This window comes from Streptomyces sp. NPDC054796, assembly GCF_053611545.1.
Map to the genome: position 1 here is coordinate 71,848 of NZ_JBSHAO010000014.1, position 23,386 is coordinate 95,233.

Here is a 23,386-nt window from a genome sequence, read left to right on the forward strand (position 1 = left end):
GGTTTTTGTCGGCGGGCCCGCCGCGGTCTTGGTGGTCGCCCGGGGGGGCGCCCGCGGGGGCGCCGGGGGGCGCGCGCCCCGCCGCCGCTCCCGCGGCGCCCGACAGGACCGTGAACCTGGTGGTCCAGCCGGGGCCACGGGGGCCGGTACGTCGATGGGACGGGTGCGAGACCACTGGAGGACGCGCTCCTTCCGCTAGGCGGACGGCGCCGGTCGGCGCCGAACTGCGCGGAGAATGTAGCGGCGTCGCTACGGAGGGTCCAAGAACCGGCCGCGCCGGTGCGGTGGGCGCGTATGCGCGTACCCCGCCGATGACGCAGGTCATCGGCGGGGTACGGAGGTCATCGGCGCCCGCCCGTTTTCACCCGGACGAACGACGTTTGGGGCGTGGCGTCAGCCCACGCGCACGCCGAACTGGAACGGCATGTTGTTGATCGACTCGAAGCGCACACTGGCACCCGGCTTCGGCGCGTGCAGCACCTGGCCGTTGCCCGCGTAGAGGCCGACGTGGTGCAGGTCGCCGTAGAAGAGCACCAGGTCGCCCGGCGCGAGGCCGCTCTGGCTGCCGATGCGGGTGCCCGCACCGGCCTGCGCCTCGGAGGTGCGGGGTATGGAGACCCCGGCCTGCTGGTACGCCCACGAGGTGAGACCCGAGCAGTCGAAGGAGCTGGGGCCCGTCGCGCCCCACACGTAGGGCGAGCCGATCTTGCCCTTGGCCGCGGCGAGCGCGGCCCCGGCGCGGGCCGAGGCTGAGGCGTCGTTGCCGAGGTCGACGCGCGAGCTGGAGGCGCGGTCGGCGCGGGCCTGCTTGGCCTCCAGCGCCTTGCGCTCGTCGGCGGTGAGCGAGTTGAGGAGCGTGCGGGCCTCGGAGAGCTTGCCCTGGATCTTCTTCTTCTTGTCGCTGAGTTCCTCGCGGGTCTCGGCGAGGTCCGACAGCTTGCCCTGGGCCTCCTTGCGCTGCTGCGCGAGGGAGCGCTGCTTGTCCTGGATCTTCTTGAGCGCGTCGGCCTGCTTGGTGCTGAGCTGGTCGAGCGTGGACGCCTTGTCCAGGTAGCTGTCCGGGTCGGACGAGAGGAAGAGCTGCACGGACGGGTCGATGCCGCCGGTGCGGTACTGCGCGGTGGCCATCGAACCGAGGCCGTCCCGCATGTCGTTCAGGTCCTCCTGGCCGCGCGCCACGCTGTCCTGGAGGTTGTCGACCTGCTTCTGGAGCTTCTTGTGCTTCTCCTTGGCGCCGTTGTACTTCTCCGTCGCCGCCTCGGCCTCTTCGTAGAGCTTGTCGACCTTCTCCTTGACTTCCTCCTTGGAAGCCTTGGGGTCGGCGTGCGCCGCCTGGGAGGTCAGGGCGACGGCTGCCGCAGCGGTTGCCGTGAACACGGTCACACGGGTGCGGCTGCGGCTGGGCTGCTTGGGACGACGGTGGGACGCCACTGGGGCGAGCTCCTTCTTCCTCAGCCGCCTGCCGGTCGGTCACTCCGGCTCCACATCACCGGGGCGATCGCCGGGGCGCCGTGGAACTAGGCGGTCCTCCGCTGTCACCCCGGATGGGTGATCAACCGCGCGAAGGTTCGGGCCCAGACATTAGCCATGCGTAACTGATCGGATCAAATCCCTCTGAGGAAAAACCCGTCACACAAGAGGATTCTTTACTCATGACGTACGCGGAGCGACCACGGCGTCACGCAGAGGCGGCGAACGGGGCCTCCGCCGGGGGCGGTTGACGTGAAGCGCGAATTCCGGGGTGCTCGCGGCGCTTTGCCGCCTTCGGCTGCATTTCGCCGCTTCGCGCTACGTCCGCGCGAGCCGCTTCAGCAACAGCGTCGAGGCGACGGGCCGGGCACCGGCCGCTGCGCAGCCGTCGGCGACCTCGCGGTCCGAGGAGACCACCACGACGGGCCGCCCGGCGGGTTCGGCCCGCACGATGCGCCGGATCAGTTCGTCCGCCGTCTGGCCCGGCTTGCTGAACAGCACCCGCACCCCGCGCGGCGGCGCCAGCAGCACGGGCGCCGCCAGCTCCGCGCCGTCGAAGACGCAGGTGACCTCGGCCCCGGACTGGGCCGCCAGCACGGCGAGCCCGCCCAGCAGCCGCAGCCGCTGCTTCTCCAGCGGCATCGTCGGATAGCCGGTCTTGGTGACGTTGTAGCCGTCGACGACGATGTGGGACTGCGGCAGCGCGAGGAGCTGGTCCAGCAGTGCCGGGTCCGTGTCCGAAAGCGCCCGCGCGGCCACGTCCTTGGGCGACATCCGGCCAGGTTCCACCGAGTCCACGGTGTCCGCGGGACGCGCCTCGGTGGGCGGCAGCGCCAGCTCGCGGCGCAGCCCCTGTGCCGCCTCCAGCACCGTGTCCAGGAGCAGTTTGACGCGCATGTCCTCCACGCTGCGCCCCTCGCGGGCCGCGCGGCGGCCCGCCTCCAGGGCCGACTCCGCCTCCGTGAGCCGGGCCTTGAGGCGCCGCGCCTCGCTGTCGGCCGCCGCCTTGTCCGAGGCGGCGGCCGAGCGGACGGACTCCAGCTCGGCGCGCAGCTTGCGCACCTCCGCCTCGCCGCGCTTCACATCGCTCTGGGCGCTGCGCAGCTTGCGCTGCGTGGACTCCAGCTCCTTGCGCAGCGCGTCCAGTTCGCCCCTGCCGCGCTCGGACTCCGTACGCGCGGCGGTGCGCGCCTCGGCCAGCTCGGCGCGGAGCCTGGCCAGATCGCGCTGCGCCTCCTCGCCCGCCCGCTCCGCCTGCGCGCGCTGGGCCTCCTCGCTCGCGGCGGCGACGAGCTTGGCCCAGCCGTCGGGACGCAGCACATACGCGACCGCCGCCACATCCACGGGATCGGCGGCGGGCGGGGGCGTGCCGTCCTCCAGCGCACCCGTCAGCTCGGGAAGCATCTCCCGCAGCCGTGAGGCGATGCGCTGCCGGAAGACGGCGTCGTTCTCCAGCGCCGTTGCCATGGCGTTGCCGCCGAACTTGGCGCGGCGCTGCGGGGTGAAGCGGGCGTACTGGCGCAGCGTGACGGGGAGTTCGGCGATGGTCAGCCCACCCAGCGCGTCCCCTGTGAGGGCCACGACCCTGCGGCGCACCTTCTCGGGCAGCGGGCGGTCGAGGGCCTCCCCGTCATCATCCGAGGCCACCGGGACCGGGCCCGATCCCGGTTCCGGTCCCGAGGCCGGGTCCGGTCCCGAGGCCGGGTCCGTGGCCGAATCCGGACCAGGGTCAGGTGCCTCCTGGGGACCCCGCTCGGGCGGCTCGGGCGCCGACAGCTCGCGCTCGGGACCGCGCTCGCCGTCGCCCGTCCGTTCGACCACCGTTCACACCCGCCGTTCCTCAGACCTGTGCGCCCGGGCGGTCCACCAGCTCGACCTCGTCCACGGCGTTGCACCAGCGGCAGCGCACGGATTCGATGCTCTCACTGAGCACCTCCCGCTCCTCCACCTTCGGCTCACCGGCCAGGTCCAGATGGACGTACTCGACCACCTTGCTGGAGCGCGTCACATCGAACCTGGTCAGGTTGCCGCACAGGGTGCAGCGCCAGCGGGTCGTGTCCGTGGGCGTCGGGACCGCCATGGTGTTCGTCCTCATTCCTTCGGGCGTTCCGGGGATCCGGAGCGGCGAGCCGTGCGCACCTTCGGCAGGGGCGGGAGGGGTGCGGAAGCACGGGGCACTCCCGGTAACCCTAAGTCCTGCCACCGATACGCGTGTGTCGAGGAGCCTGCCCCGTATCCGAGCCGTCATGATCCGCCCATGCGGACGCGCACTGTGATGACGTATGCACTCATCGGCTCCTGCTGCCTGCTCTTCCTGATCGGTCCTGCCTCCGGCTTCGTCCCCGCCTACGGCACGGGCGAGGAGCTGCACCGCGCCCAGACCGCGTACTTCGAGCGCTGGGGTGTCCTTCCCCACACCCTGTGGGGCGGCGGAATCCGGCCACTGCTGACCCCTCTGACGGCGCTCTTCCTGCACGGGAACTGGATGCACCTGCTCGGCAACCTCCTCTTCCTGTTCGTCTTCGGCGGCATGGTCGAGGAGCGCATGGGCACGCTGCGCTTCGCCGTGTTCTACGTGTGCGCGGGCTATGTCGCACTGCTCTGCTACGCCGCGGCGCACCCCGGCTCGACCGAGACGCTCGTGGGGGCCTCGGGCGCCATCTCCGCCGTGCTGGGGGCCTTTCTCTATCTCTTTCCCCGTGCGCGGGTCACCAGCGTCTATCCCTTCCTCCTCTTTCTGCCGCTGCGCTTCCCCGCCTGGCTCGTGCTGCCGTTCTGGCTGACGCTCCAGTGGATCGCCGCACGCCGGGACACGGACGGGCCCGGCGTCGCCTACCTCGCCCACGTGGTGGGTTTCACGCTGGGCTTCCTGTACGCGTGGCTCCAGTTCCGGGCCGATAAAGTGGGCGGGCCCGCTCCGGCCACCAAGGGAGAGTCCTCACCGTGATCACCTCGATCGTGCTCATCAAGACCAGCACCGACCGCATCCCTGAGATCGCCGAGCAGATCGCCGCGCTCGACGGGGTGAGCGAGGTCTACTCCGTCACCGGTGCCCACGATCTGATCGCGATGGTCCGGGTCGCCCAGCACGACGAGCTGGCCGACGTCATCCCGGGCCGGATCAGCAAGGTGCCGGGCGTGGAGTCCACCGAGACGCACATCGCGTTCCGCACCTACTCGCAGCACGACCTGGAGTCCGCCTTCGCCATCGGCCTCGACGCGTAGGGCAGGGGCGGGCGCGGACACGGACGCGGACGCGGGAGTCGCGGCATCCTCCCCGTGGCGCTCATGAAGATTTCCTCATCCGGCCTTCATGCGGCGCCTCCGGTACGCGCGTCAGCCTCCCCGTATGGCCTTCTCACACCGCATCGCGACCCTCACGGCCGTCGTCGCGATCCCGCTCGGCATCGCCGCCACGAGCTACGCGCTGACCGACAGCCCGGATCCGCCGAAGGCGCCGGCCAAGGTGGAGCTGGAGACCGACAGCCCTGCGCCCAGCCCCTCCGGCTCGGACGAGGGCACGTCCTCGCCCTCCGCCTCGCCTTCCGCCTCACCCGGCGACGAGGCCGTACCGCAGCCGTCCGCGACCGACGAGAGTGCCGACGATGACGCCGACGACGGGCCCGGCAGCGACGACGGACCCGGCGGGGACGACAACGGCGACGACGGACCTGGGGGCGACGACGGACCGGGCAGCGACGACGGCTGAGGCCGCCACGTCGAACGGGAACGGAGAGGGGAGCGGGTCCCGCGCGCGGCCCTGGACGCCGGAGGGGCGCCGCCGCCTCCGCCCGGCCATATCGGCGCGGGTGCGCATCCTGCTGTGGCTGCTGGTGGTCATGGCGGTGGCCCTCGCCGCCGTCGCCACCACCACCCGCTCCATCCTGCTGCGCGACGTCGACCACCGCATCACGCGCCTGCTGGCCCAGGAGACCGGGGAGTTCACCAACTTCGTCGACCGGGGCCAGGACCCGGAGACCGGCAAGCCCTTCACCGAGGCGCGGCGGCTGCTCACGGTCTTCCTGGAGCGGCAGTACTCGGACCCCGACGAGGAGCTGCTCGGGGTCGTCGGCGGGCGCGTCATCCGGCAGGACCGCGACATCCCCACCGCGCTCCCCCTCCACGAGGACAAGGACAACCTGGCCCGCGTCACCTCGGACCCCGGCCGCTCCGGCACCCTGGAGCGCCCGCAGGGCGACGTCCGCTGGTCGAAGGTGACCATCGAGCCGGGCGGCGACGGTTCGCCGCGCGGCACGTTCGTCGTCGCCTTCCACGCGGACCGCGAGCGCGCGGGGGCCGAGGAGGTCTTCCGCATCCTGCTGGCCATCTCCTGCGTGGCCCTGCTGATGACCGTGTGCATCGGCTGGGCCGTGGCGGGCCGCATCCTGGCGCCCGTGCGGCTGGTACGGATGACGGCGGCCGAGCTGACCGAGCGGGACCTGACGCAGCGCATACCGGTGCGCGGGCGCGACGACATCGCGGCGCTCGCCAAGACCTTCAACGCCATGCTCGACCGGCTGGAGCGCGCCTTCGGGGCGCAGCGCCAGTTCGTCGACGACGCCGGGCACGAGCTGCGCACCCCCATCACCATCGTGCGCGGGCACCTGGAGCTGATGGGCGAGGACCCCGTCGAGCGCGAGCAGACCGTGCGGCTCGTGACCGACGAGCTGGACCGGATGAGCCGGATCGTCGAGGACCTGCTGCTGCTCGCCAAGGCGGAGCGCCCCGACTTCGTACGCCCCGAGCCCGTGCAACTGGCCGAACTGACCGCCGACGTGTACGTCAAGACGCGGGCGCTGGGCGAGCGCGCGTGGCAACTGGAGGAGGTCGCAGAGGGCACCGTCCAGCTCGACCCGCAGCGCGTCACCCAGGCGATGGTGCAGCTCGCGCAGAACGCGGTGCAGCACACCGTGCCCGGAGCACCCGTCCGCATCGGCTCGCGCCGCCTGCCCACGCCGCACGGGCATCCCCAAGGGCATCCGCACGGGCATCCCGGCGCGGTGGCCCGCGAGGACGGGCTGATCGAGCTGTACGTCGCCGACCACGGGCCCGGTATAGCCCCCGAGGACGCGGAGCGCGTCTTCGAGCGCTTCCGCAGGGGCACGGCCCGGCGGGGTTCGCGGGGCAGCGGCGCCGGGCTCGGCCTGTCCATCGTCAAGGCCATCGCCGAGGGGCACCCCGGGGGCCGCGTCGAGCTGCGGCACACCGAGGGAGGCGGCGCCACGTTCGTCCTTCTGCTGCCCGCCGGGGAACCGGAACCGGACGAGGAGGACGCGTGAGGCGCGTGAGGCGCGTACCGGAAGACGTACCGGAGAGAGGGAGGGTGACCGCGTGAACCGCATCCTGGTCGTCGAGGACGAGGAGCGCATCGCCTCCTTCGTCGAGAAGGGCCTGCGCGCCAACGGCTTCACCACGACCGTCGCGGCCGACGGCGACACGGCGTTCGACTACGCCTGCACCGGCGGCTTCGACCTCGTCGTCCTGGACATCGGCCTGCCGGGCCGCGACGGCTTCACCGTGCTGCGGGAGCTGCGCGAGGCGCGCGTCACCGTGCCGGTGATCGTGCTGACGGCGCGCGACTCCGTACGCGACACCGTCGCGGGCCTGGAGGGCGGCGCCGACGACTGGATGACGAAGCCGTTCCGCTTCGAGGAACTGCTGGCCCGGGTACGGCTGCGGCTGCGCACCGCCGCGCGGGCCCCCGAGGTCACGGTGCTGCGCAGCGGCGAACTGTCGCTCGACCTGCGCACCCGGCGGGCCCGCGCCGAGGGCCGCACGGTCGATCTGACCGCGCGCGAGTTCGTCCTCCTGGAACTGTTCCTGAGACACCCCGGTCAGGTCCTGTCCCGGGAGCAGATCCTCTCCCACGTGTGGGGCTACGACTTCGACCCGGGCTCGAACATCGTCGACGTGTACGTCCGCGCCCTCCGCAAGAAGCTGGGCCCGGAACGCCTGGAGACGGTCCGGGGCATGGGCTACCGGCTGCCGTAGCGGGAACGGGGAGGCGGGAGCGGGGTGGGGTGGGGGTGAGGGCGGGAGCAGGAGCCCGCCCCGCCAGCAGCCCCGCCAGGAGTCGCCCCTCGCCCCCCTCTCATGAAGTCGCTTTCATAAACCGCTCATTGGTGGCTCACCCCAGGTCACAAGACTCACCGCATGACACTGAGCCCCCGGCAGGCGATCCCCCTGTGCCTCGCCCTGACCGCGTGCGCCCTGCTCGCCGTGCCCGGCAACTTCGCCGGGCTCGGCGGTGAGGCCCGCCTGACCCTGGCCGTGTTCGCGCTGGCGACCTGCGCCTGGATCGGCACGCCGATCGACGACACGTACATCGCGCTGGGCGCCGGGCTGGCGCTCGCCGCGACCGGGGTCATCAGCAGCGACGTCCTCTTCGGCACGCTCGGCGACGAGACGGTGTGGCTGCTGATCTGCGCGTTCGTACTGGCCGCCGCCGTGTCCAGGACGGGCCTGGCGGCCCGCGCCGCCGCGTTCCTGGTGAGCGGCGCCCGCTCGGTGCGGCAGCTCGTCCATCTGACGACCGCCGCGCTCGTCGTGAGCGCCTTCGCCATCCCGGCGACCTCGGGCCGCGCCGCACTCGCGCTGCCCGTCTTCCTCGCGCTCGCGAAGGTCCTCGCCGACCGCACCCGGCTCGTCGTGATGCTGGCGCTGCTCTTCCCGACGGTCATCCTGCTGTCCGCCGTCGCCACCCTCATCGGCGCGGGGGCGCATCTGATCACGGTCAGCGTGCTGTTCGAGACGACGGGCGAGCACATCGGCTTCACCCAGTGGCTGCTCCTCGGGCTGCCGCTCGCCGTGGTCAGCTCCCACGCCGCGGCCGAGATCGTGCTGTGGACGACCACGCGCCGCGCCGACAGGCGCGGGCCCGTCCGGATCACCGCAGAGGACATCGAGGCGCACTCGGAGACCCCCGTGACGGGGCCGTTCTCGCAGAGCGAGGCGCGCTCGGCGCTGCTGCTGGCCACCGTCGTCGCGCTGTGGTGCAGCGAGCCGCTGCACGGGGTGTCGCCCGCGCTGGTCGCGCTGATAGGCGCCGTCGTGGCCGCCTCGCCCGCGCTGGGCACGGTGGGGCTCAAGGACGCGCTGAAGACGGTCCCGTGGTCGCTGCTGCTGTTCATGGCCGCGACGATGGCGATGGGCGTGGCCCTCTCGGAGTCGGGCGCGGCGCGCTGGCTGGTGAGCGGGCTGCCCGGGGGCGGGTCGGTACCGCCCTGGCTCTTCCTCGGCGTCGTCGTCGCCGTCAGCACGGCGGCCCATCTGCTGCTCCAGTCCCGTTCGGCGCGCTCCAGCGTGCTGGTGCCCCTCGTGGTCGCCGCCGCGGTCGGCGCCGGGGTCAACCCCGTCGCCGCCGCGCTCGCCTCGACCGCGGCCGCGGGCTTCTGCCACACCCTCCCGGCCTCGGCCAAGCCGGTCACCCTCTTCTCCGACATCCCCGGTACGCCGACGTACGGGCCCCGCGACCTGCTGCGGCTCTCCGCCGTGCTGGCGCCGGTGACCGCCGCGCTGGTGCTGCTCTTCGCCCTGGCCGTCTGGCCGCTGCTGGGCGTCCCGGTCCTGTGACCGGCCCCGTCAGGCGGCTCGCCCGTCGCACCGTCCGCCCTCTCCTCCAGGAGGCCACCGCCGTGTCCCCGTTCACCCGCCCCCCGTACCACTTCGCCATCGCGCCCAGCGGCTTCAAGGAGTCGCTCTCCGCGCGCGGCGCCGCCGAGGCCATCGCCGAGGGTGTGCGCAGGGCCAGCCCCGAGGCCACCCTCGACCTCATACCGCTGGTGGACGGCGGCGAGGGCACGGCCGAGGCGCTGGCCGCCGCGACCGGCGGCAAGCTGATCCGGCGTACGGCGACGGGCCCGGTCTCCGCGCCCGTACGCACCCACTTCGCGCTGCTCGGGCACACCGTGCCCGCCGTGCCGACCGCCGTGGTGGAGATGGCCGCCGTCGCCGGGCTCTCGCTCGTCCCCGCAGAGCGCAGGGACCCGGGCGCGACGACGACGTACGGCGTCGGCGAACTGATCCGCGCTGCCCTGGACTCCGGCGCGCGACGGGTGCTGGTGGGCTGCGGCGACTCGGGCACGTCCGACGGGGGCGCGGGCGCGCTCCAGGCCCTCGGCGCACGGCTGCTGGACGCGGACGGGCGCGAACTGCCGCGCGGCGGCGAGGCGCTGGCCCGCCTCGACCGCATCGACCCGCGCGGCCTCGACCCGCGGCTGCGCGAGACCGAACTGCTGGTGGCCTGCAACCCGTTCAACGTGCTGTGCGGCGAGCGCGGCGTCGCCCGGGTCTTCGGGCCGCAGAAGGGGGCGACCCCGGCGCAGGTGGAGCGGCTCTCCCTCGGCCTGGAGCGCTGGGCCGACACCCTCGTACGCGACGTGCTCGTACGCGACGGGGTGCGCGGCCACGGTGCCGGTGCCGGTGCCCCCGTGAACCTGGACCTGCGGCACGCGCCGGGAACCGGTGCTTCCGGGGGGCTCGGCGCCGGGCTCGCCGCGCTCGGGGCACGGCTGCTGCCGCGCTTCGAGGTGCTGCTGGACCGGTTCGGGCTGGACGCCCGGCTCGCGCGCGCCGACCTCGTGATCACGGCCGAGGGCTCGCTCGACGGGCAGACCCCGCGCGGCAAGATCCCCGCCGAAGTGGCGCGCAGGGCGAAGGCGTTCGGGAAGCCGGTGCTGGCGCTGGCCGGGACGCTGGGCGAGGGCGCGGAGGAGGTCAGGGCGTCGGGCATCGACGCGTACCGCTCCATCCTGCCCGCGCCCGTCGGCCTGGCCGAGGCCCTGACCAGGGGCGACGAGTACCTCGCCGACGCGGCCGAGCACGCCGTGCGCATGGTCCTGCTCGGCACCCGGCTGCCCCGCGAGGACGCGGGCCACGCGGCCGGGCCCCCGGCGCAGACACGGGCCCAGGCCCACGCCTAGGCCCACGGCCGGCCCCAGGCCCGGGCTCAGGCGGTGGACGCCGCGCTCTGCGCGTCCCGGTCGGGGACGCAGCGCCCGTCCTCGGTCCGGTAGCTCCAGCGGGCGCCGTCGGCCACCAGCTCCCGCACCGCGCGGACGAACCGCTCCACGTGCTCGTCCGGCGTCCCCGCGCCGAAGCTGACCCGGATGGCGTTCAGCGACCGTTCGCCGGGCGCCGCCTCGGGCGCCCCGCACTCGCCGGGCTCGTCGTCCTCGCCGCCCAGCAGGGTGCGCAGGAGCGGGTGGGCGCAGAAGAGCCCGTCGCGCACGCCGATCCCGTACTCGGCGGAGAGCGCGGCGGCGAAGTGCGAGCTGTTCCAGCCGTCGACGACGAAGGAGAGCACCCCGACCCGGTCGGCGTCGTCCCCGAACAGGGACAGCACCCTGACCTCGGGCACCTCGGCGAGCCCGGCCGTCAGCCGCCCGAGCAGCTCCCGCTCGCGGGCGACGAGCCGGTCGAAGCCCGCCTCGGTCAGCGCGCGGCAGGCGGAGGCGATGGAGTAGGCGCCGATGACGTTCGGCGAACCGGCCTCGTGGCGGGCCGGGCCGGCCTGCCACTCGACGTCCACGCCGCCGTCGGCACGGCGCGCGACCTTGCGGCTGGCGCCGCCGCCCGCGAGGTACGGCTCGGCGCGCTGGAGCCAGTCGGCCCGCCCGGCGAGGACACCGGCGCCGAAGGGCGCGTACAGCTTGTGCCCGGAGAACGCGACCCAGTCAACGCCGAGTTCGCGCAGGTCGACCGGGTGGTGCGGGGCGAGCTGCGCGGCGTCCAGCACGATCCGCGCGCCGTGCCGGTGCGCGGCCTCGGCCAGTCGCCGTACGGGCCAGATCTCCCCGGTGACGTTGGAGGCGCCGGTCACGCACACCAGCTTGGGGCCCTTGGGCGCCTGGTGCAGCGCCTCCTCCAGGGTGGCCACGGCCTGCTCGGGCGAGCGCGGCGCGTCCAGGTAGGTGGTCTCCCGGCCGCGCCACGGGAGCAGCGAGGCGTGGTGCTCGGTCTCGAAGACGTAGATGTGCGTGCCCTCGGGCAGCGCGGAGGCCAGGAGGTTGAGCGAGTCGGTGGTGGCGCGGGTGAAGACGACCTGGTCGCCCTCCCGGCAGTTGAGGAAGTCGGCGACGGCCTGGCGGCTCTGCTCGAACAGCTCCGTGGAGAGCTGCGAGAGGTATCCGGCGCCGCGGTGGACGCTGCCGTAGTACGGCGCGTAGGCGGCCACGTCGTCCCACACCCGCTGGAGGGCGGGGGCCGAGGCCGCGTAGTCGAGGGCCGCGTAGGTGACCTCGCCGCCCGTCACGAGCGGCACGAGGACGTCCCGCCCGAGCACGGGCAGCGGCGTACAGGCGGCGTCGGCGGAGGAAGCAGAGGTGGCGGAAGCGGAGTCGGAGGCAGGCAGGAACGACATGGCGGTCTCCCGGAAGAAGGCAGCCGTACGGGACTCGACGCGCGGACGGGGACGGGGGACGCGGCGGGCGCCACACGTCGGCCGGGCGGAGGTGTCCGTACGAGAGGAAAGGAATGGGGATAAGGAAGGGATCGGAAAGGGGGCCGACCGGCCCTATCGCATTCGCTGACTCACGAGACGCTCCTCAAGACCAGGACCCCTGGTATGAGGGATCCGTGCTTGCCGCAGACCTTGCTGTCGTACGGCCTGGTCATCACCCGGGGCACCCCACCACGGAAGGAGGGTTGCCGGACAGCGGAGCCGGGGCCTTGATCGCTGTCACTCGTGACCTGGGCAGGAGTATGGCACACGTGATCGGCGACGCGCAGCGGGGTGTCCGCATCCCGGACACGGACACCCCGCCACGGTCACCTCGCGCGGCCCGTCAGCGAGCCGTCAACATGCCGACGGCGGCCCGTCAGCGGGCGGACGGGCGCCCGTCCGCCGTGGCCCCGGCCCGCGCCAGCAGCGCGCCGATCTCCTCGTGCAGCCCGCGCGGCACCCGCGTGCCCCAGCGCGCCGCCGCCTCCCCGGCCAGCTCCCGGCTCCAGGCCCAGCTCGCGCGGGCCGCTTCGGCGACGGCGTGCCGCTCGGCGGGACCGGTCGTGGCGGCGTAGCGGGCGCGGTCGGCCGCGGGCAGGTCCGCTTCCAGGGCGCGGCTCGGAGTGAGCCAGTGCCGCGTGGAGCCGCGCAGCAGCCTGCACAACTGGAGCTGGTGCGGGGCGACCATGGTGTGCAGCAGCGCGTGCGACCTGGCCGTCTCGCCGCGGGCCAGCACATGGGCCAGCATCAGCGTCCAGTTCGTCAGCTCGTCGGTGAGCTGCTGCGCGGTGGGCTCAGGCTCCGGGGGCCGGAAGTCCGCCAGTTCCCCGGCGGCCCGGGTGAGCGCGCCCGTCCGGTCCAGCAGCACGGCGGCGCCGGGGTCGGGCAGGTGCACCAGGCCGGCCCAGTCCGCGATCTTCGCGATACCGGAGGTGGCGGGCTCGAAGTGGAACTCGCCGCGCATCAGGTCGTCGAAGACGACGGCGAGGATGCCGTACATGTTGGTGTAGGCGAGCTTCAGCGGGGCCAGCCGCTCGACGAACGCGCGCCCTTCGAAGCCGTCGGCGTGCGCGTCGGCGACGAACACGTACGCCTCGATGTCGGAGTGCTCGTCGGCCTCGCCCACCGTCCAGGAGCCGTAGAGCAGCACCCCTTCGAGGCGCGGTTCGGCGGCGGCCAGTTCGCGCAGGCGGGCGATGCGCTCGTCGAGGACGGGCGAGGGCGTGGCGGCGGGGTCGTGTGCGGGGAAGGGCATGGGAAGGAACGTCTCCTGAGTACGGGCGCGTGCGCGGGGGCACACCGCTGTACGGGCGTGTGGGCATACGGGCATACGGAGATCGCCCGGCGGCGCCGGGCTGTCATCGGTGGTCGGTGTCGCGGTGTCCGCGCACCCGCTCAGGAGAAGACGGCCATGCGCGCCATCCTAGGGACGCGTCCCCCACAGAGCACCCGCCAAGTGACGCGCGTCACATGAGCCCCGTGAACATTTCCCGCCCCGTGGCCGTCACACCCGACACCTGCCAGTCGACACGGCCGGGGCCTCCCACGGAGACGCGCGGCCCGTCACGCTGACGGACCATCACCTTCGGCCCTCGCTCCCTCGCTTTCCTCCCCACCTCCCCCCCCACTTCGAAAGCACAGCAACCATGCACTCAGGCGACGCGTACCGCAGGTACCACCGCTGCCCCAGAAGCGGCGAGCGGTGCCCGTACCGCCTGCGACCGCGCCAACGGCCGTGCCGCGCCCGGCCGGTCACGGACAGCGGGGTGAGGGCGTGAAGTCCCGGCTCGATCCGCTGACGCTCGCGGCGATGCTGGCCGTCGTGGTCTCGTTCTCGGCCACAGCGCCGCTCACCGCCGCCGCGTCCGCCTCGCCGCTGGCCATGGCCTTCTGGCGCAGCACCCTGGGTTTCCTCGCGCTCTGGCCGATCCTGCTGCTGCTCCGGCGCCGTCAGGTGGTACGCGTCGTGCGCCGGGAACGCCGCTTACTGCGCCGGGAGCAGGTGCGGCCGCTCGTCTTCGGTTTCCTGGCGGCCACGTCGCTGGCCCTGCACTTCGCGACCTTCATGACGAGCACCCGGATGACCTCGGTGGCCATGTCCACCGCGCTGGTGGCCACCCAGCCGGTCTGGCAGGCCCTGATCGCGGCAGCGCAGGGCGTGCGCTTCTCCCGTACGACCTGGCTGGGGCTCGCCCTGGCCGTGGTGGGTGCCGCCGCGGCGGCCGGACTCGATGTGCGGGGCGGCGGCGAGGCGCTGACGGGAGATCTGCTCGCCCTGGTCGGGGCGATGGCGCTCGCCGGGTACACCGCCTTGAGCCAGCAGGCCCGCTCGGACGTGAGTACGCCGCTGTACTCCACCGTCAGCTCGCTGGTCTGCGGCGTCGAGCTGTTCGTCGTCTGCTGGCTCGCCGATGTGCCGCTCACCGGGTTCGACACCGCCACCCACCTGTCCCTGCTGGGGCTGCTGCTGTTGCCGCAGCTCCTGGGGCTCGGTTCGCTGAACTTCGCTCTGGGGCGGGCCTCGGCCACCACGATGAGCGTGCTGTTGCTGCTGGAGAGCCCGGTCGCCGCGCTGGCCGCCTGGCTGCTGATGGGCCAGAGCATCGATCCAGGATCCGTGCCCGGGCTCCTGCTGATCATCGCCGGGGTCACCGTCGTCACGCTCAACGGCCAGGGCGAACAGCCCGCACCACGACGCGGCAGACACCGCAGGGGGGCCGTGCCGTCCCACGGCGACAGCGGCCCCGCCCCCTACGTGCCCCGCCCCGTGCCCGTCGACGAGGAACAACCGTCCGCACCGGACACCTCGCCCCCGGCACACCTGCCGCATGCGAGACCCCCGGTGCACGCGGCGCGGACAGAACCCGGCCGGGACCACGACCACGGCTGGGGCAGCGGGTGGGGCGGGGGCTGGGACGAGTACCCGACCCTCACCCTCACCCTCGCCCACCACGGCACCGGCGCCTTCGGCCCCGTGCCCCCGCACAGATCCCGTAAGGGGGAGCCGGACGCGCCCTGACGCGGGCACCGGCCCCGCCACGGGCCGCTTGGCTTCCGCGACGCGTCAGTCCCGCGCCCCGTCGTCCTTCGTACGGTGCACGACCTGCGCCGAGGACTGGTCCCTGGCCAGCACCAGCATCGAGTCGACGTTCACATGGCTGGGCCGCGAGGCCACCCAGCCCACGCAGTCGGCGATGTCCTCGGCCGACAGCGGCGTCATGCCCTCGTAGACCTTGTCGGCCCGCTCCGCGTCACCCCCGAAGCGCACCAGCGAGAACTCGGTGCGCACCAGCCCCGGATCGATCTGGCAGACCCGCACGGGCTGCCCCAGCATCTCCTTGCGCAGCACCTTGGTGAGCGCCGTCACCGCGTGCTTGGCCGCGTTGTAGCCCCCGCCACCCGGGTAGGGCTCCTGGCCCGCGACGGAGCCGATGGTGATGACCTGGCCGTCCCCTGAGGCGATCAGCCGGGGCAGCAGTGCCTTGGTCATCCGGAGGGTGCCGAGCACGTTCGTCTCGTACATCGACAGCCAGGCGTCCTCGTCCGCGCTCGCCACCGGGTCGACGCCGAGGGCGCCGCCCGCGTTGTTGACGAGCAGGTCGCAGCGCTCGACCGTCGCGCAGAACGCCTCGACCGAGGCGGGGTCGGTCACGTCCAGCGTCCCGGCGCGCCCGCCGCACTTCTCGGCGACCCGCTCCAGCCGGTCAACGCGCCGCGCGCCGAGCACCACGTCGTACCCCTGCTCGGCCAGGCGCACCGCGGTGGCCGCGCCGATCCCGCTGCTGGCCCCGGTGACGACGGCGCACTTCCGCGACGGCGCGCTCGACGGCTGCTGCTCACTCATCCGTGCATCTCCCTCTCCGACCTCTCCTACGGTCCCTGCGGTCCTCCATACATGCGAAAGCGGTGCCCGCACGGGCACCGCTCCCCCGCCGGAAGGCGGCCCGCCTACGCGGTGCTCGCCGCCACCCAGCGCTCCAGCGCGGACTTCGCCGCGCCCGAGTCGACGGACTCGGCCGCCAGCTCCATGCCCGCGCCGAGCTGCTCGGCCAGCGGCGCCTCCGTGGGCCGCAGGGCCACGAGCGCGGCGGCCGAGTTGAGCAGCACCGCGTCCCGTACGGGACCGCGCTCGCCGTCGAGCAGCCTGCGGGCCACCTCGGCGTTGTACGCGGCGTCCGCGCCGCGCAGCGCCTCGACGGGCACCAGCTCGACGCCCACGTCGCGCGGGTCGAAGGACTCCTGGCGCACGGCGCCGTCCCGTACGACCCACACGGTGGAGGTGGCCGTCGTGGTCAGCTCGTCCAGTCCGTCGTCGCCGCGGAAGACCAGCGCCGAGGAGCCGCGCTCCGCGAGCACGCCCGCGACGATCGGGGCCATCCGCGCGTCGGCCACGCCCGTGGCCTGGGCCTTCACCCGGGCCGGGTTGGTGAGGGGGCCGAGGAAGTTGAAGGGGGTCGGGACGCCCAGCTCCTTGCGCGCGGCGCCCACATGGCGCAGCGCCGGGTGGAACTTGACCGCGAAGCAGAAGGTGATGCCCGCCTCGGCCGCCACCTCGGCGACCCGCTCCGGGGTCAGCTCCAGGTTCACGCCCAGCTTCTCCAGCACGTCGGAGGCGCCGCTCGCGCTGGAGGCGGCGCGGTTGCCGTGCTTGACGACCTTGGCGCCGGTGCCCGCGACCACGATCGAGGACATGGTGGAGATGTTGACGGTCTTGGCGCGGTCGCCGCCCGTGCCGACGATGTCCACCGTAGGGCCTGGTACCTCGATGGTGGTGGCGTGCTCGTACATCGTCCGTACGAGTCCGGCGATCTCCTCGACCGTCTCGCCCTTGGCCCGCAGCGCCACAGCGAAGCCCGCGATCTGCGCGTCGCTCGCCTCGCCCCGCATGATGCGGTCCATCGCCCACGCCGTGGCATCGGCGCTGAGGTCCTCACCGGCCAGCAGGGCGCTCAGTACGTCCGGCCAGGTGCGCGCCGCCATGGTGTCGCCTCCGGCGGGGGTCGCAGCGCTCATGGGAATCACTCCTGGCGTTCGTCCGAGGATGACTCGTCCTGACGTCGGCATCACTCATCAGGACGAGTGGAAAGTCGGGACCACCCTATCGCCGCCCGCGCACGCGCCGACCGCGCCCGGACACGACGTCCGGTTCCCGCCCGTGACGGCGGCCCGCCCGGCACCGCGCACAGGGCCCCCGGCACCACGAAGGGGCCCGCGGGCGAACCCGCGGACCCCTCGAACGTGGCGACGTTCGGTGTGTGCGTCGTACGCGCTGTCTCAGCAGCGCCTCAGCGGCGCGTCAGTGGTGACCGTGACCGCTGGTGATCTCCTTGTACTCCTCAGCCGTCGGCTTGGAGATCTGGGCCTCCTCGCCGTAGTAGCCCTTCGAGAGGCGCGCGCGCAGCTTCTGCCCGCGGGTGACCTTGCGGCGGACACCGTTCTCGTCGGTCGACGGGCCGATCTCGTACGGCTTGTACTGCTCGTGCGCGGTGAGGGTGTGCAGCTGCTCCTGCGAGAGGGGCTCGTGCACCTCGATGAACTCACCGTGCGGCAGCCGCTTGATGATGCCGGACTCGCGCCCGTGCAGCACCTTCTCCTTGTCCCTGCGCTGGAGGCCCAGGCAGATCCGCCGCGTCACGATGAACGTGAGGATCGGGACGACGAAGAAGCCGACACGTACGAAGTACGTGATCGAGTTGATCGACAGGTGGAAGTGCGTGGCCCACAGGTCGTTGCCGCCGCCCACCAGCAGCACGAAGTACCAGCTGATCCAGGCCGCGCCGAAGGCGGTCCGGGTCGGCGCGTTCCGCGGCCGGTCGGCGATGTGGTGCTCGCGCTTGTCACCGGTGACCCACGACTCGATGAACGGGTAGACCGCGATGGCCGCCAGCACCAGCGGGAAGATGATCAGCGGGATGAACACACCCAGCACAAGCGTGTGGCCCCACAGGTTCACCTCCCAGCCCGGCATGAACCGGATCAGGCCCTCGGAGAAGCCCATGTACCAGTCGGGCTGCGCGTTCGTCGACACCTGGTCGGGCCGGTAGGGCCCGAGCACCCAGATCGGGTTGATGGTGAAGCACGCGGCGATGACGGCGATGACGCCGAAGACCAGGAAGAAGAAGCCTCCGGCCTTGGCCATGTAGACCGGCAGCAGCGGCATGCCGACGACGTTGCTGTTCTTGCGCCCTGGTCCGGCGAACTGCGTGTGCTTGTGGTAGAAGACCAGGATCAGGTGCGCCACCAGCAGGCCCAGCATGATGCCGGGCAGCAGCAGTACGTGCGCCGCGAAGAACCTGGGCACCATCTCGTGCCCTGGGAACTCCCCGCCGAAGAGGAACATCGAGATGTACGTGCCGATCACCGGCACGGACAGGATCGCGCCCTCCATGAAGCGGACGCCCGTACCGGACAGCAGGTCGTCCGGCAGCGAGTAGCCGGTGAAGCCCGTGAACATGCCCAGCACGAACAGCAGGAAGCCGAACAGCCAGTTGACCTCGCGCGGCTTGCGGAAGGCGCCCGTGAAGAAGACGCGCATCATGTGCACGAACATCGCCGCGAGGAAGATCAGCGCCGCCCAGTGGTGGATCTGCCGCACGAGCAGACCGCCGCGGACGTCGAAGCTGATGTCCAGCGTGGAGGCGTACGCCTCCGACATCCTGATGCCCTGCATCGGCACGTAGGCGCCGTGGTACTCCACCTCGTTCATCGACGGGTGGAAGAACAGCGTCAGATAGACACCGGTCAGGATGATGATGATGAAGCTGTAGAGCGCGACCTCGCCCAGCATGAAGGACCAGTGGTCCGGGAAGATCTTGCGCATGTTGGCCTTGGCCAGGCTGTAGATGCCCAGCCGGCCGTCGGCCCAGTCGGCGACCCGCTCACCGGCGGGTGCTTTCCGCTTGGCCGCGGTGGTGTCGGTTGCAGTACTCATCCGCGCTCCCAGAAGGCCGGACCGACGGGCTCAGCGAAGTCGCCCTGCGCTTCGAGGAAGCCGTCCTTGTTGACGCTGATGTTGAGCTGCGGCAGCGGGTGTCCTGCGGGACCGAAGATGACGCGCGCACCGTCGGACAGGTCGAAGGTCGACTGGTGGCACGGGCAGAGCACGTGGTGCGTCTGCTGCTCGTAGAGGCTGACCGGGCAGCCGACGTGGGTGCAGATCTTCGAGTAGGCCACGATGCCCTCGTGGGACCAGTCGAGTTCCCGCTTGTCCTTGATGTCCTTCGGCTCCAGCCGGACGAGCATCAGGGCCGCCTTGGCGATCTCCTTGTGGAACTCCTCGTCCTCCGGCTCCAGGCCCTCGGGCATGGCGAAGGTGAGCGAGCCGACGGAGATGTCCTCGGGCTTCAGGGGCTGCATGGTGTTCTCGTTGACCAGCAGCTTGCCCTTCTTCCAGATCGTGTGGCGGAGCTTGTCCTCGGGCAGCGGTCCCAGGTCGCGCAGGAGGACGACGCCGGAGAGCGGCACCAGGGCCACCGCGCCGAACATCGTGTTCCGGATGAGCTTGCGGCGGCCGAACTGCGACTCCTTCGCGCCCTGCCGGAAGTCCTCCATGACCTTGGCCCGGACCTCGGGCTCGGCCGCGACCGCGTGCCGCTCGTCGACCATCTCCTCGTCGGACATCAGCGTGCGGGCCCAGTGGACCGCGCCGGCGCCGATGCAGAAGAGGGCGATGCCGAGGGTGACACCCAGCGCCAGGTTCAGGGCGCTGACGTGACCGAGCGGCCAGACGTAAACGATCTTGTCGATCGGGAAGGCCACATACGAGGCGATGAAGCCCACGGTGGCCAGCATGGACACGACGAACAGGAAGGCGACAGCACGCTCGGAGCGCCTGGCGGCCTTCTCGTCGATGTCCTGGACACGGTGCTCGTGGGGCGGAAGGCCCGGATCCGCGAACGGATCGTCCTTCACCGCCACCGCGCCGTGTGCGTCTTCCTGCGCACTGGGCAGGTTCTCGTCTGACACGTTCTCGTGTGATCCAGTCTGACTACTCATGACTTCTTGGCCTTTGCGGTCCGAGCTGCGACCCAGACAGCGACACCGACCAGCGCGCCGATACCGAAGACCCAGGCGAACATGCCCTCGGCCACGGGGCCGAAGCCACCGAGCTTGAAGCCGCCGGGGCTCTCCGACTTGTCGCTGTTCACCGTCTTGAGGTAGGCGACGATGTCCTTCTTGTCCTTCTCCGGCATCACGGTGTCGGGGAAGGAGGGCATGTTCTGCGGGCCGGTCTGCATGGCCTCGTAGATGTGCTTCGAATCGACGTCACCGAGATCCGGAGCGAACTTGCCGTGCGTCAGTGCTCCACCCTCGCCGGTGAAATTGTGGCACTGGGCACAGTTCGTACGGAACAGTTCGCCACCGTTGGCGACGTCGGCGCCGTTGGGGTCGTACTGCCCCTTGGTGGGCTGGGACGGACCGGAGCCCAGGGACGCGACGTAGGCCGCGAGCTGGTTGATCTCGTCCTGGCTGTAGATCTTCTTCTTCTTCGGCGCCTGCGGCCCCTGCTGCTGCGCGGGCATGCGGCCGGTGCCGACCTGGAAGTCCACGGCCGCCGCGCCGACGCCGACGAGGCTCGGACCGTCGCTGGTGCCCTGGCCGCCGGTTCCGTGGCAGCTTGAGCAGCCGGTGGCGTAGAGCTTCTTGCCCTCATCGATCGCGAGGGACTGGCTCGACTTCTCCTGGTCGGCCTTCGCCTCGCCCGCAGGAGCGAACGCGGCGTACAGCCCCCCGGTGGCCGCCAGCGCGAAGAGTAGGACGACGAGCGCCGCCAGCGGATGGCGCCGTCGTGCGGAGAGCTTTTTCACGGATTACCCCGGTGTCAGGATCTTCTGCGTCGATGCTTCTGGCTAAGTCTGTCTCGCGGTCCGAAGCGGGCTCCGGGCCGCCGCCCGATCGTTTACTTGATCAGGTAGATCGTGGCGAAGAGGCCGATCCAGACGACATCGACGAAGTGCCAGTAGTAGGACACGACGATGGCGGCAGTGGCCTGCTGGTGGGTGAACCGCTTGGCCGCGTACGTCCTGCCCAGTACGAGCAGGAACGCGATCAGACCGCCCGTCACGTGGAGTCCGTGGAAGCCGGTGGTCAGGTAGAACACCGATCCGTACGGATCCGACGAGAGCGAAAGGCCCTCGTGCTTGACCAGCTCCGTGTACTCGAAGACCTGGCCGCCGATGAAGACCGCACCCATAACGAACGTGACGATGAACCACCCCCTCAGCTTCTTCACGTCCCCGCGCTCGGCGGCGAAGACGCCGAGCTGGCAGGTGAGAGAGGAAAGCACCAGGATCGTGGTGTTCGTCGCGGAGAACGGAAGGTTCAGCGCTTCGGCGTGTTCCTTCCAGTACTCGGCGCCCGTCACCGATCGCAGGGTGAAGTACATCGCGAAGAGGGCCGCGAAGAACATCAGCTCGGAACTCAGCCAGATGATGGTTCCGACACTGGTGAGATTCGGCCGATTGACCGACGGGTGCGCGTGCCCGGTTTCTACTGCTGTTGCTGTCGCCACGACCGACATTATGTCGGTCGCTTATCCCGGCCTCACTTCGGGGGGTGCTGTTCGGTGTGTCAGCCCCCCGTGTGCTGCTCAAACGGCCCATCCCGAGGGCGTGCGAACCGGTGTTGACGGGGCGTCGGAGGGAGTAGCATCCGCGGAACGGCCCCCGAGACCCATACGCGGAGGAACAATGCAGCCGACCGCCACGGTGCTGGTCTACAGCGACAACGCCAACACCCGCGAACAGGTGCGGCTCGCAGGGGGGAAACGGCCCGCCTCCGACGTCCCTCCGGTCCGGTACATCGAGTGCGCCACCCTGCCCGCGCTGCTCGCCACCCTGGAGGAGCGGGTCGTCGACGTCTGCGTGCTGGACGGCGAGACCGCCCCGGCCGGGGGCATGGGGGTCTGCAAGCAGATCAAGGACGAGATCTTCGAGTGCCCGCCCGTGCTGCTGCTCATCGGCCGCCCCCAGGACGCCTGGCTGGCCACCTGGAGCCGCGCCGAGTCCGTCGTGTCTCACCCCGTCGACCCGGTGGCCCTCGCGGACGCCCTCGCGGGGCTGCTCCGCGAGAACCACCAGCTCGCGGGCGCCTGAGCCGTACGGGACGTCCCCCGAGCCTCACGGGACGCCCGCGGCGCGTGACACACCCGACGCGTCTGACGCGTCACACCTGGGGGCGGAGCCTGGCCTGACCGGCCGGCCCGCCCTCTTCGCGTCCTTGGGACTCCAGGGCGCTGCCCTCGCGCCACTCGTCCCAGCCCATGTTCCAGTCGCCGAATCCGTTCCCGAAAGTGGGCATTTTCTCGCCCTGCGTGTTGACGTGCGTGACGAGGTCACCCGGACGGACGTGGTGGAAGAACCAGCTCGCGTTGCTGGTGCTCAGTCCGGTGCAGCCGTGGCTGACGTTGGAGGCGCCCTGTGAGCCGACGGACCAGGGCGCGCCGTGCACGTACTCGCCGCTCCACGTGAGCCGGGTGGCCCAGCGGACAGGCAGGTCGTAGGACTCCGAACTGCCCTCGGCGATGCCGACGCTGGTGCCCCTCATCCGGACGAAGGACTCCATGCCGAGGATCACCTTGGTGCCGTGCCGGGTGCGGAATCCGGCCTTGCCCGTGGTGATGGGCATGGTGTTGATGGTCCTGCCGTTCTTCTTGACCTTCATCTGGTGCGCCGAGGCGTCCGCGATGGCCTCCACCCGGTCACCCGTGCGCAGCTTCAGCGGCTTTGTGGCGCCGCCGTAGAGGCCGTCGCGCACCTTGACGCCCTTGAGGTCGGAGCTGACCGTGACGGAGGCGTGAGCGGGCCAGTAGGCGCGCGGCCTGTAGTGGAGCTCCTTGTCGTCCACCCAGTGCCAGGAGCCCTCCACTTCCGGGTGAGAGGTGACGGAGAGCGCGCCCTCGACGCGCTGGCGCTGCTCCGGGTCCTTCACCTTGTGGCTCAGCTCGGCCGTGACCGGCTGGCCGACCCCGTAGGTGCCCGCGTCGGGGCCGAAGGTGACCGAGAGCTTCTTGGAGTCGACGGGCTTCGTGGTGAAGTCCAGGGTGCGGCGGCCCGGCTCGCCGTCCCCGTTCTCGGTGCTGACCTGGACGGTGTAGTGCGCGCCCGCGGTCAGCGGGCCTGTACTGCGCCATCTGGTGCCGTCGGCCGAGAGTTCACCGGCCACGTAGCGGCCGACGGCGTCCTTGGCGGTGACGTCGGCCAGCTTGTCCTCGGAGCCCGAGGTGGTGACCTCCAGGGGCTTTCTGGGGTCCACGGCTCCGCCGTCGGCCGTGGCCTTCACGGACACGTGCTCACCGGCGTCGTACGGAGCACTTGAGAGCGGATCCGTGTCCTCGCCGCACGCGGTGAGCCCCACCGCCAGGGGAGCCAGCATGAGGGCGCCGCTCATCGCCATCCGGCGTTTGGATCTGTTCGACCAGTGACTCATGGGCCCAAAATATGAAGAATCACCAACTCGGGCCCGCTGAGCGCATAC

The 23,386-nt window shown here is 71.7% G+C and carries 21 protein-coding genes and 1 riboswitch; of the genes, 9 read left to right on the forward strand and 12 right to left on the reverse strand.

What is annotated here, in order from left to right; all coding sequences use genetic code 11:
• Positions 1-393: 393 nt before the first annotated feature.
• From ACWGJ2_RS14470 to ACWGJ2_RS14480, 3 genes are all read right to left on the reverse strand, one after another.
• Positions 394-1,431: an NlpC/P60 family protein gene (locus ACWGJ2_RS14470; protein ID WP_453346395.1), complete on the reverse strand. Its 1,038-nt coding sequence runs from the start codon at positions 1,429-1,431 to the stop codon at positions 394-396.
• 357 nt (positions 1,432-1,788) lie between these two features.
• Entirely contained in the window at positions 1,789-3,117 is a 1,329-nt protein-coding gene (locus ACWGJ2_RS14475) for an NYN domain-containing protein (protein WP_453346492.1), read from the reverse strand.
• A 193-nt stretch (positions 3,118-3,310) separates the two neighbouring features.
• Entirely contained in the window at positions 3,311-3,550 is a 240-nt protein-coding gene (locus ACWGJ2_RS14480; protein ID WP_453346396.1) for a hypothetical protein, read from the reverse strand.
• A gap of 177 nt (positions 3,551-3,727) precedes the next feature.
• On the opposite strand from ACWGJ2_RS14480, the gene ACWGJ2_RS14485 reads away from it, so the two are divergent.
• The 7 genes from ACWGJ2_RS14485 (at position 3,728) to ACWGJ2_RS14515 (ending at position 10,391) form a co-directional block, all read left to right on the forward strand.
• A complete protein-coding gene (locus ACWGJ2_RS14485) occupies positions 3,728-4,417 on the forward strand; it encodes a rhomboid family intramembrane serine protease (protein ID WP_453346397.1) in 690 nt (229 codons plus the stop codon).
• Positions 4,414-4,695 carry an Lrp/AsnC family transcriptional regulator gene (locus ACWGJ2_RS14490; RefSeq protein WP_453346398.1) on the forward strand — a complete coding sequence of 94 codons (282 nt, stop codon included), beginning with the start codon at positions 4,414-4,416 and terminating at the stop codon, positions 4,693-4,695. Before ACWGJ2_RS14485 ends, ACWGJ2_RS14490 begins: the two co-directional genes overlap by 4 nt.
• 124 nt (positions 4,696-4,819) lie before the next feature.
• Complete coding sequence (locus ACWGJ2_RS14495) at positions 4,820-5,179, forward strand: small secreted hydrophilic protein (RefSeq protein ID WP_453346399.1); 360 nt, start codon at positions 4,820-4,822, stop codon at positions 5,177-5,179.
• A 130-nt stretch (positions 5,180-5,309) separates the two neighbouring features.
• Complete coding sequence (locus ACWGJ2_RS14500) at positions 5,310-6,749, forward strand: sensor histidine kinase (RefSeq protein WP_453346493.1); 1,440 nt, start codon at positions 5,310-5,312, stop codon at positions 6,747-6,749.
• A 52-nt stretch (positions 6,750-6,801) separates the two neighbouring features.
• A complete protein-coding gene (locus ACWGJ2_RS14505) occupies positions 6,802-7,461 on the forward strand; it encodes a response regulator transcription factor (protein ID WP_453346400.1) in 660 nt (219 codons plus the stop codon).
• 162 nt (positions 7,462-7,623) lie between these two features.
• Complete coding sequence (locus ACWGJ2_RS14510; RefSeq protein ID WP_453346401.1) at positions 7,624-9,042, forward strand: SLC13 family permease; 1,419 nt, start codon at positions 7,624-7,626, stop codon at positions 9,040-9,042.
• Between the two features lie 62 nt (positions 9,043-9,104).
• Positions 9,105-10,391: a glycerate kinase family protein gene (locus tag ACWGJ2_RS14515; protein WP_453346402.1), complete on the forward strand. Its 1,287-nt coding sequence runs from the start codon at positions 9,105-9,107 to the stop codon at positions 10,389-10,391.
• 26 nt (positions 10,392-10,417) lie between these two features.
• Here the strand turns inward: ACWGJ2_RS14515 and ACWGJ2_RS14520 are convergent, their stop codons facing one another.
• Together ACWGJ2_RS14520 and ACWGJ2_RS14525 are read right to left on the reverse strand one after the other, a co-directional pair.
• Positions 10,418-11,830, reverse strand: a complete 1,413-nt coding sequence (locus ACWGJ2_RS14520; RefSeq protein ID WP_453346403.1) for an aminotransferase class V-fold PLP-dependent enzyme — start codon at positions 11,828-11,830, stop codon at positions 10,418-10,420.
• A 210-nt stretch (positions 11,831-12,040) separates the two neighbouring features.
• Positions 12,041-12,160: riboswitch (SAM riboswitch) on the reverse strand.
• Between the two features lie 127 nt (positions 12,161-12,287).
• A complete protein-coding gene (locus tag ACWGJ2_RS14525) occupies positions 12,288-13,166 on the reverse strand; it encodes a nucleotidyltransferase domain-containing protein (RefSeq protein ID WP_453346404.1) in 879 nt (292 codons plus the stop codon).
• Positions 13,167-13,685: 519 nt separating this feature from the next.
• Here ACWGJ2_RS14525 and ACWGJ2_RS14530 point away from each other — a divergent pair.
• Positions 13,686-14,930 (forward strand): DMT family transporter, encoded by a 1,245-nt coding sequence (locus ACWGJ2_RS14530; protein WP_453346405.1) that lies wholly within the window; start codon positions 13,686-13,688, stop codon positions 14,928-14,930.
• Between the two features lie 45 nt (positions 14,931-14,975).
• Here the strand turns inward: ACWGJ2_RS14530 and ACWGJ2_RS14535 are convergent, their stop codons facing one another.
• The 6 genes from ACWGJ2_RS14535 to ctaE form a co-directional block, all read right to left on the reverse strand.
• On the reverse strand, positions 14,976-15,755 hold the full coding sequence (locus ACWGJ2_RS14535) for an SDR family NAD(P)-dependent oxidoreductase (protein WP_453346406.1): 780 nt from the start codon (positions 15,753-15,755) through the stop codon (positions 14,976-14,978).
• Between the two features lie 104 nt (positions 15,756-15,859).
• Complete coding sequence (trpD, locus tag ACWGJ2_RS14540) at positions 15,860-16,924, reverse strand: anthranilate phosphoribosyltransferase (protein ID WP_453346407.1); 1,065 nt, start codon at positions 16,922-16,924, stop codon at positions 15,860-15,862.
• A 283-nt stretch (positions 16,925-17,207) separates the two neighbouring features.
• Positions 17,208-18,842, reverse strand: coding sequence for a cytochrome bc1 complex cytochrome b subunit (gene qcrB / locus ACWGJ2_RS14545; RefSeq protein ID WP_453346408.1), 1,635 nt, complete (start codon positions 18,840-18,842; stop codon positions 17,208-17,210).
• Entirely contained in the window at positions 18,839-19,906 is a 1,068-nt protein-coding gene (gene qcrA, locus ACWGJ2_RS14550; RefSeq protein WP_453346409.1) for a cytochrome bc1 complex Rieske iron-sulfur subunit, read from the reverse strand. Before qcrA ends, qcrB begins: the two co-directional genes overlap by 4 nt.
• Positions 19,903-20,718: a cytochrome bc1 complex diheme cytochrome c subunit gene (gene qcrC / locus ACWGJ2_RS14555; RefSeq protein ID WP_453346410.1), complete on the reverse strand. Its 816-nt coding sequence runs from the start codon at positions 20,716-20,718 to the stop codon at positions 19,903-19,905. Before qcrC ends, qcrA begins: the two co-directional genes overlap by 4 nt.
• A 92-nt stretch (positions 20,719-20,810) precedes the next feature.
• On the reverse strand, positions 20,811-21,431 hold the full coding sequence (gene ctaE, locus ACWGJ2_RS14560; protein ID WP_453346411.1) for an aa3-type cytochrome oxidase subunit III: 621 nt from the start codon (positions 21,429-21,431) through the stop codon (positions 20,811-20,813).
• 169 nt (positions 21,432-21,600) lie between these two features.
• Between ctaE and ACWGJ2_RS14565 the strand changes: the two genes are divergently transcribed.
• Positions 21,601-22,005, forward strand: coding sequence for a hypothetical protein (locus ACWGJ2_RS14565; RefSeq protein WP_453346412.1), 405 nt, complete (start codon positions 21,601-21,603; stop codon positions 22,003-22,005).
• A 70-nt stretch (positions 22,006-22,075) separates the two neighbouring features.
• Here the strand turns inward: ACWGJ2_RS14565 and ACWGJ2_RS14570 are convergent, their stop codons facing one another.
• A complete protein-coding gene (locus tag ACWGJ2_RS14570; RefSeq protein WP_453346413.1) occupies positions 22,076-23,338 on the reverse strand; it encodes an Ig-like domain-containing protein in 1,263 nt (420 codons plus the stop codon).
• Positions 23,339-23,386: the final 48 nt, after the last annotated feature.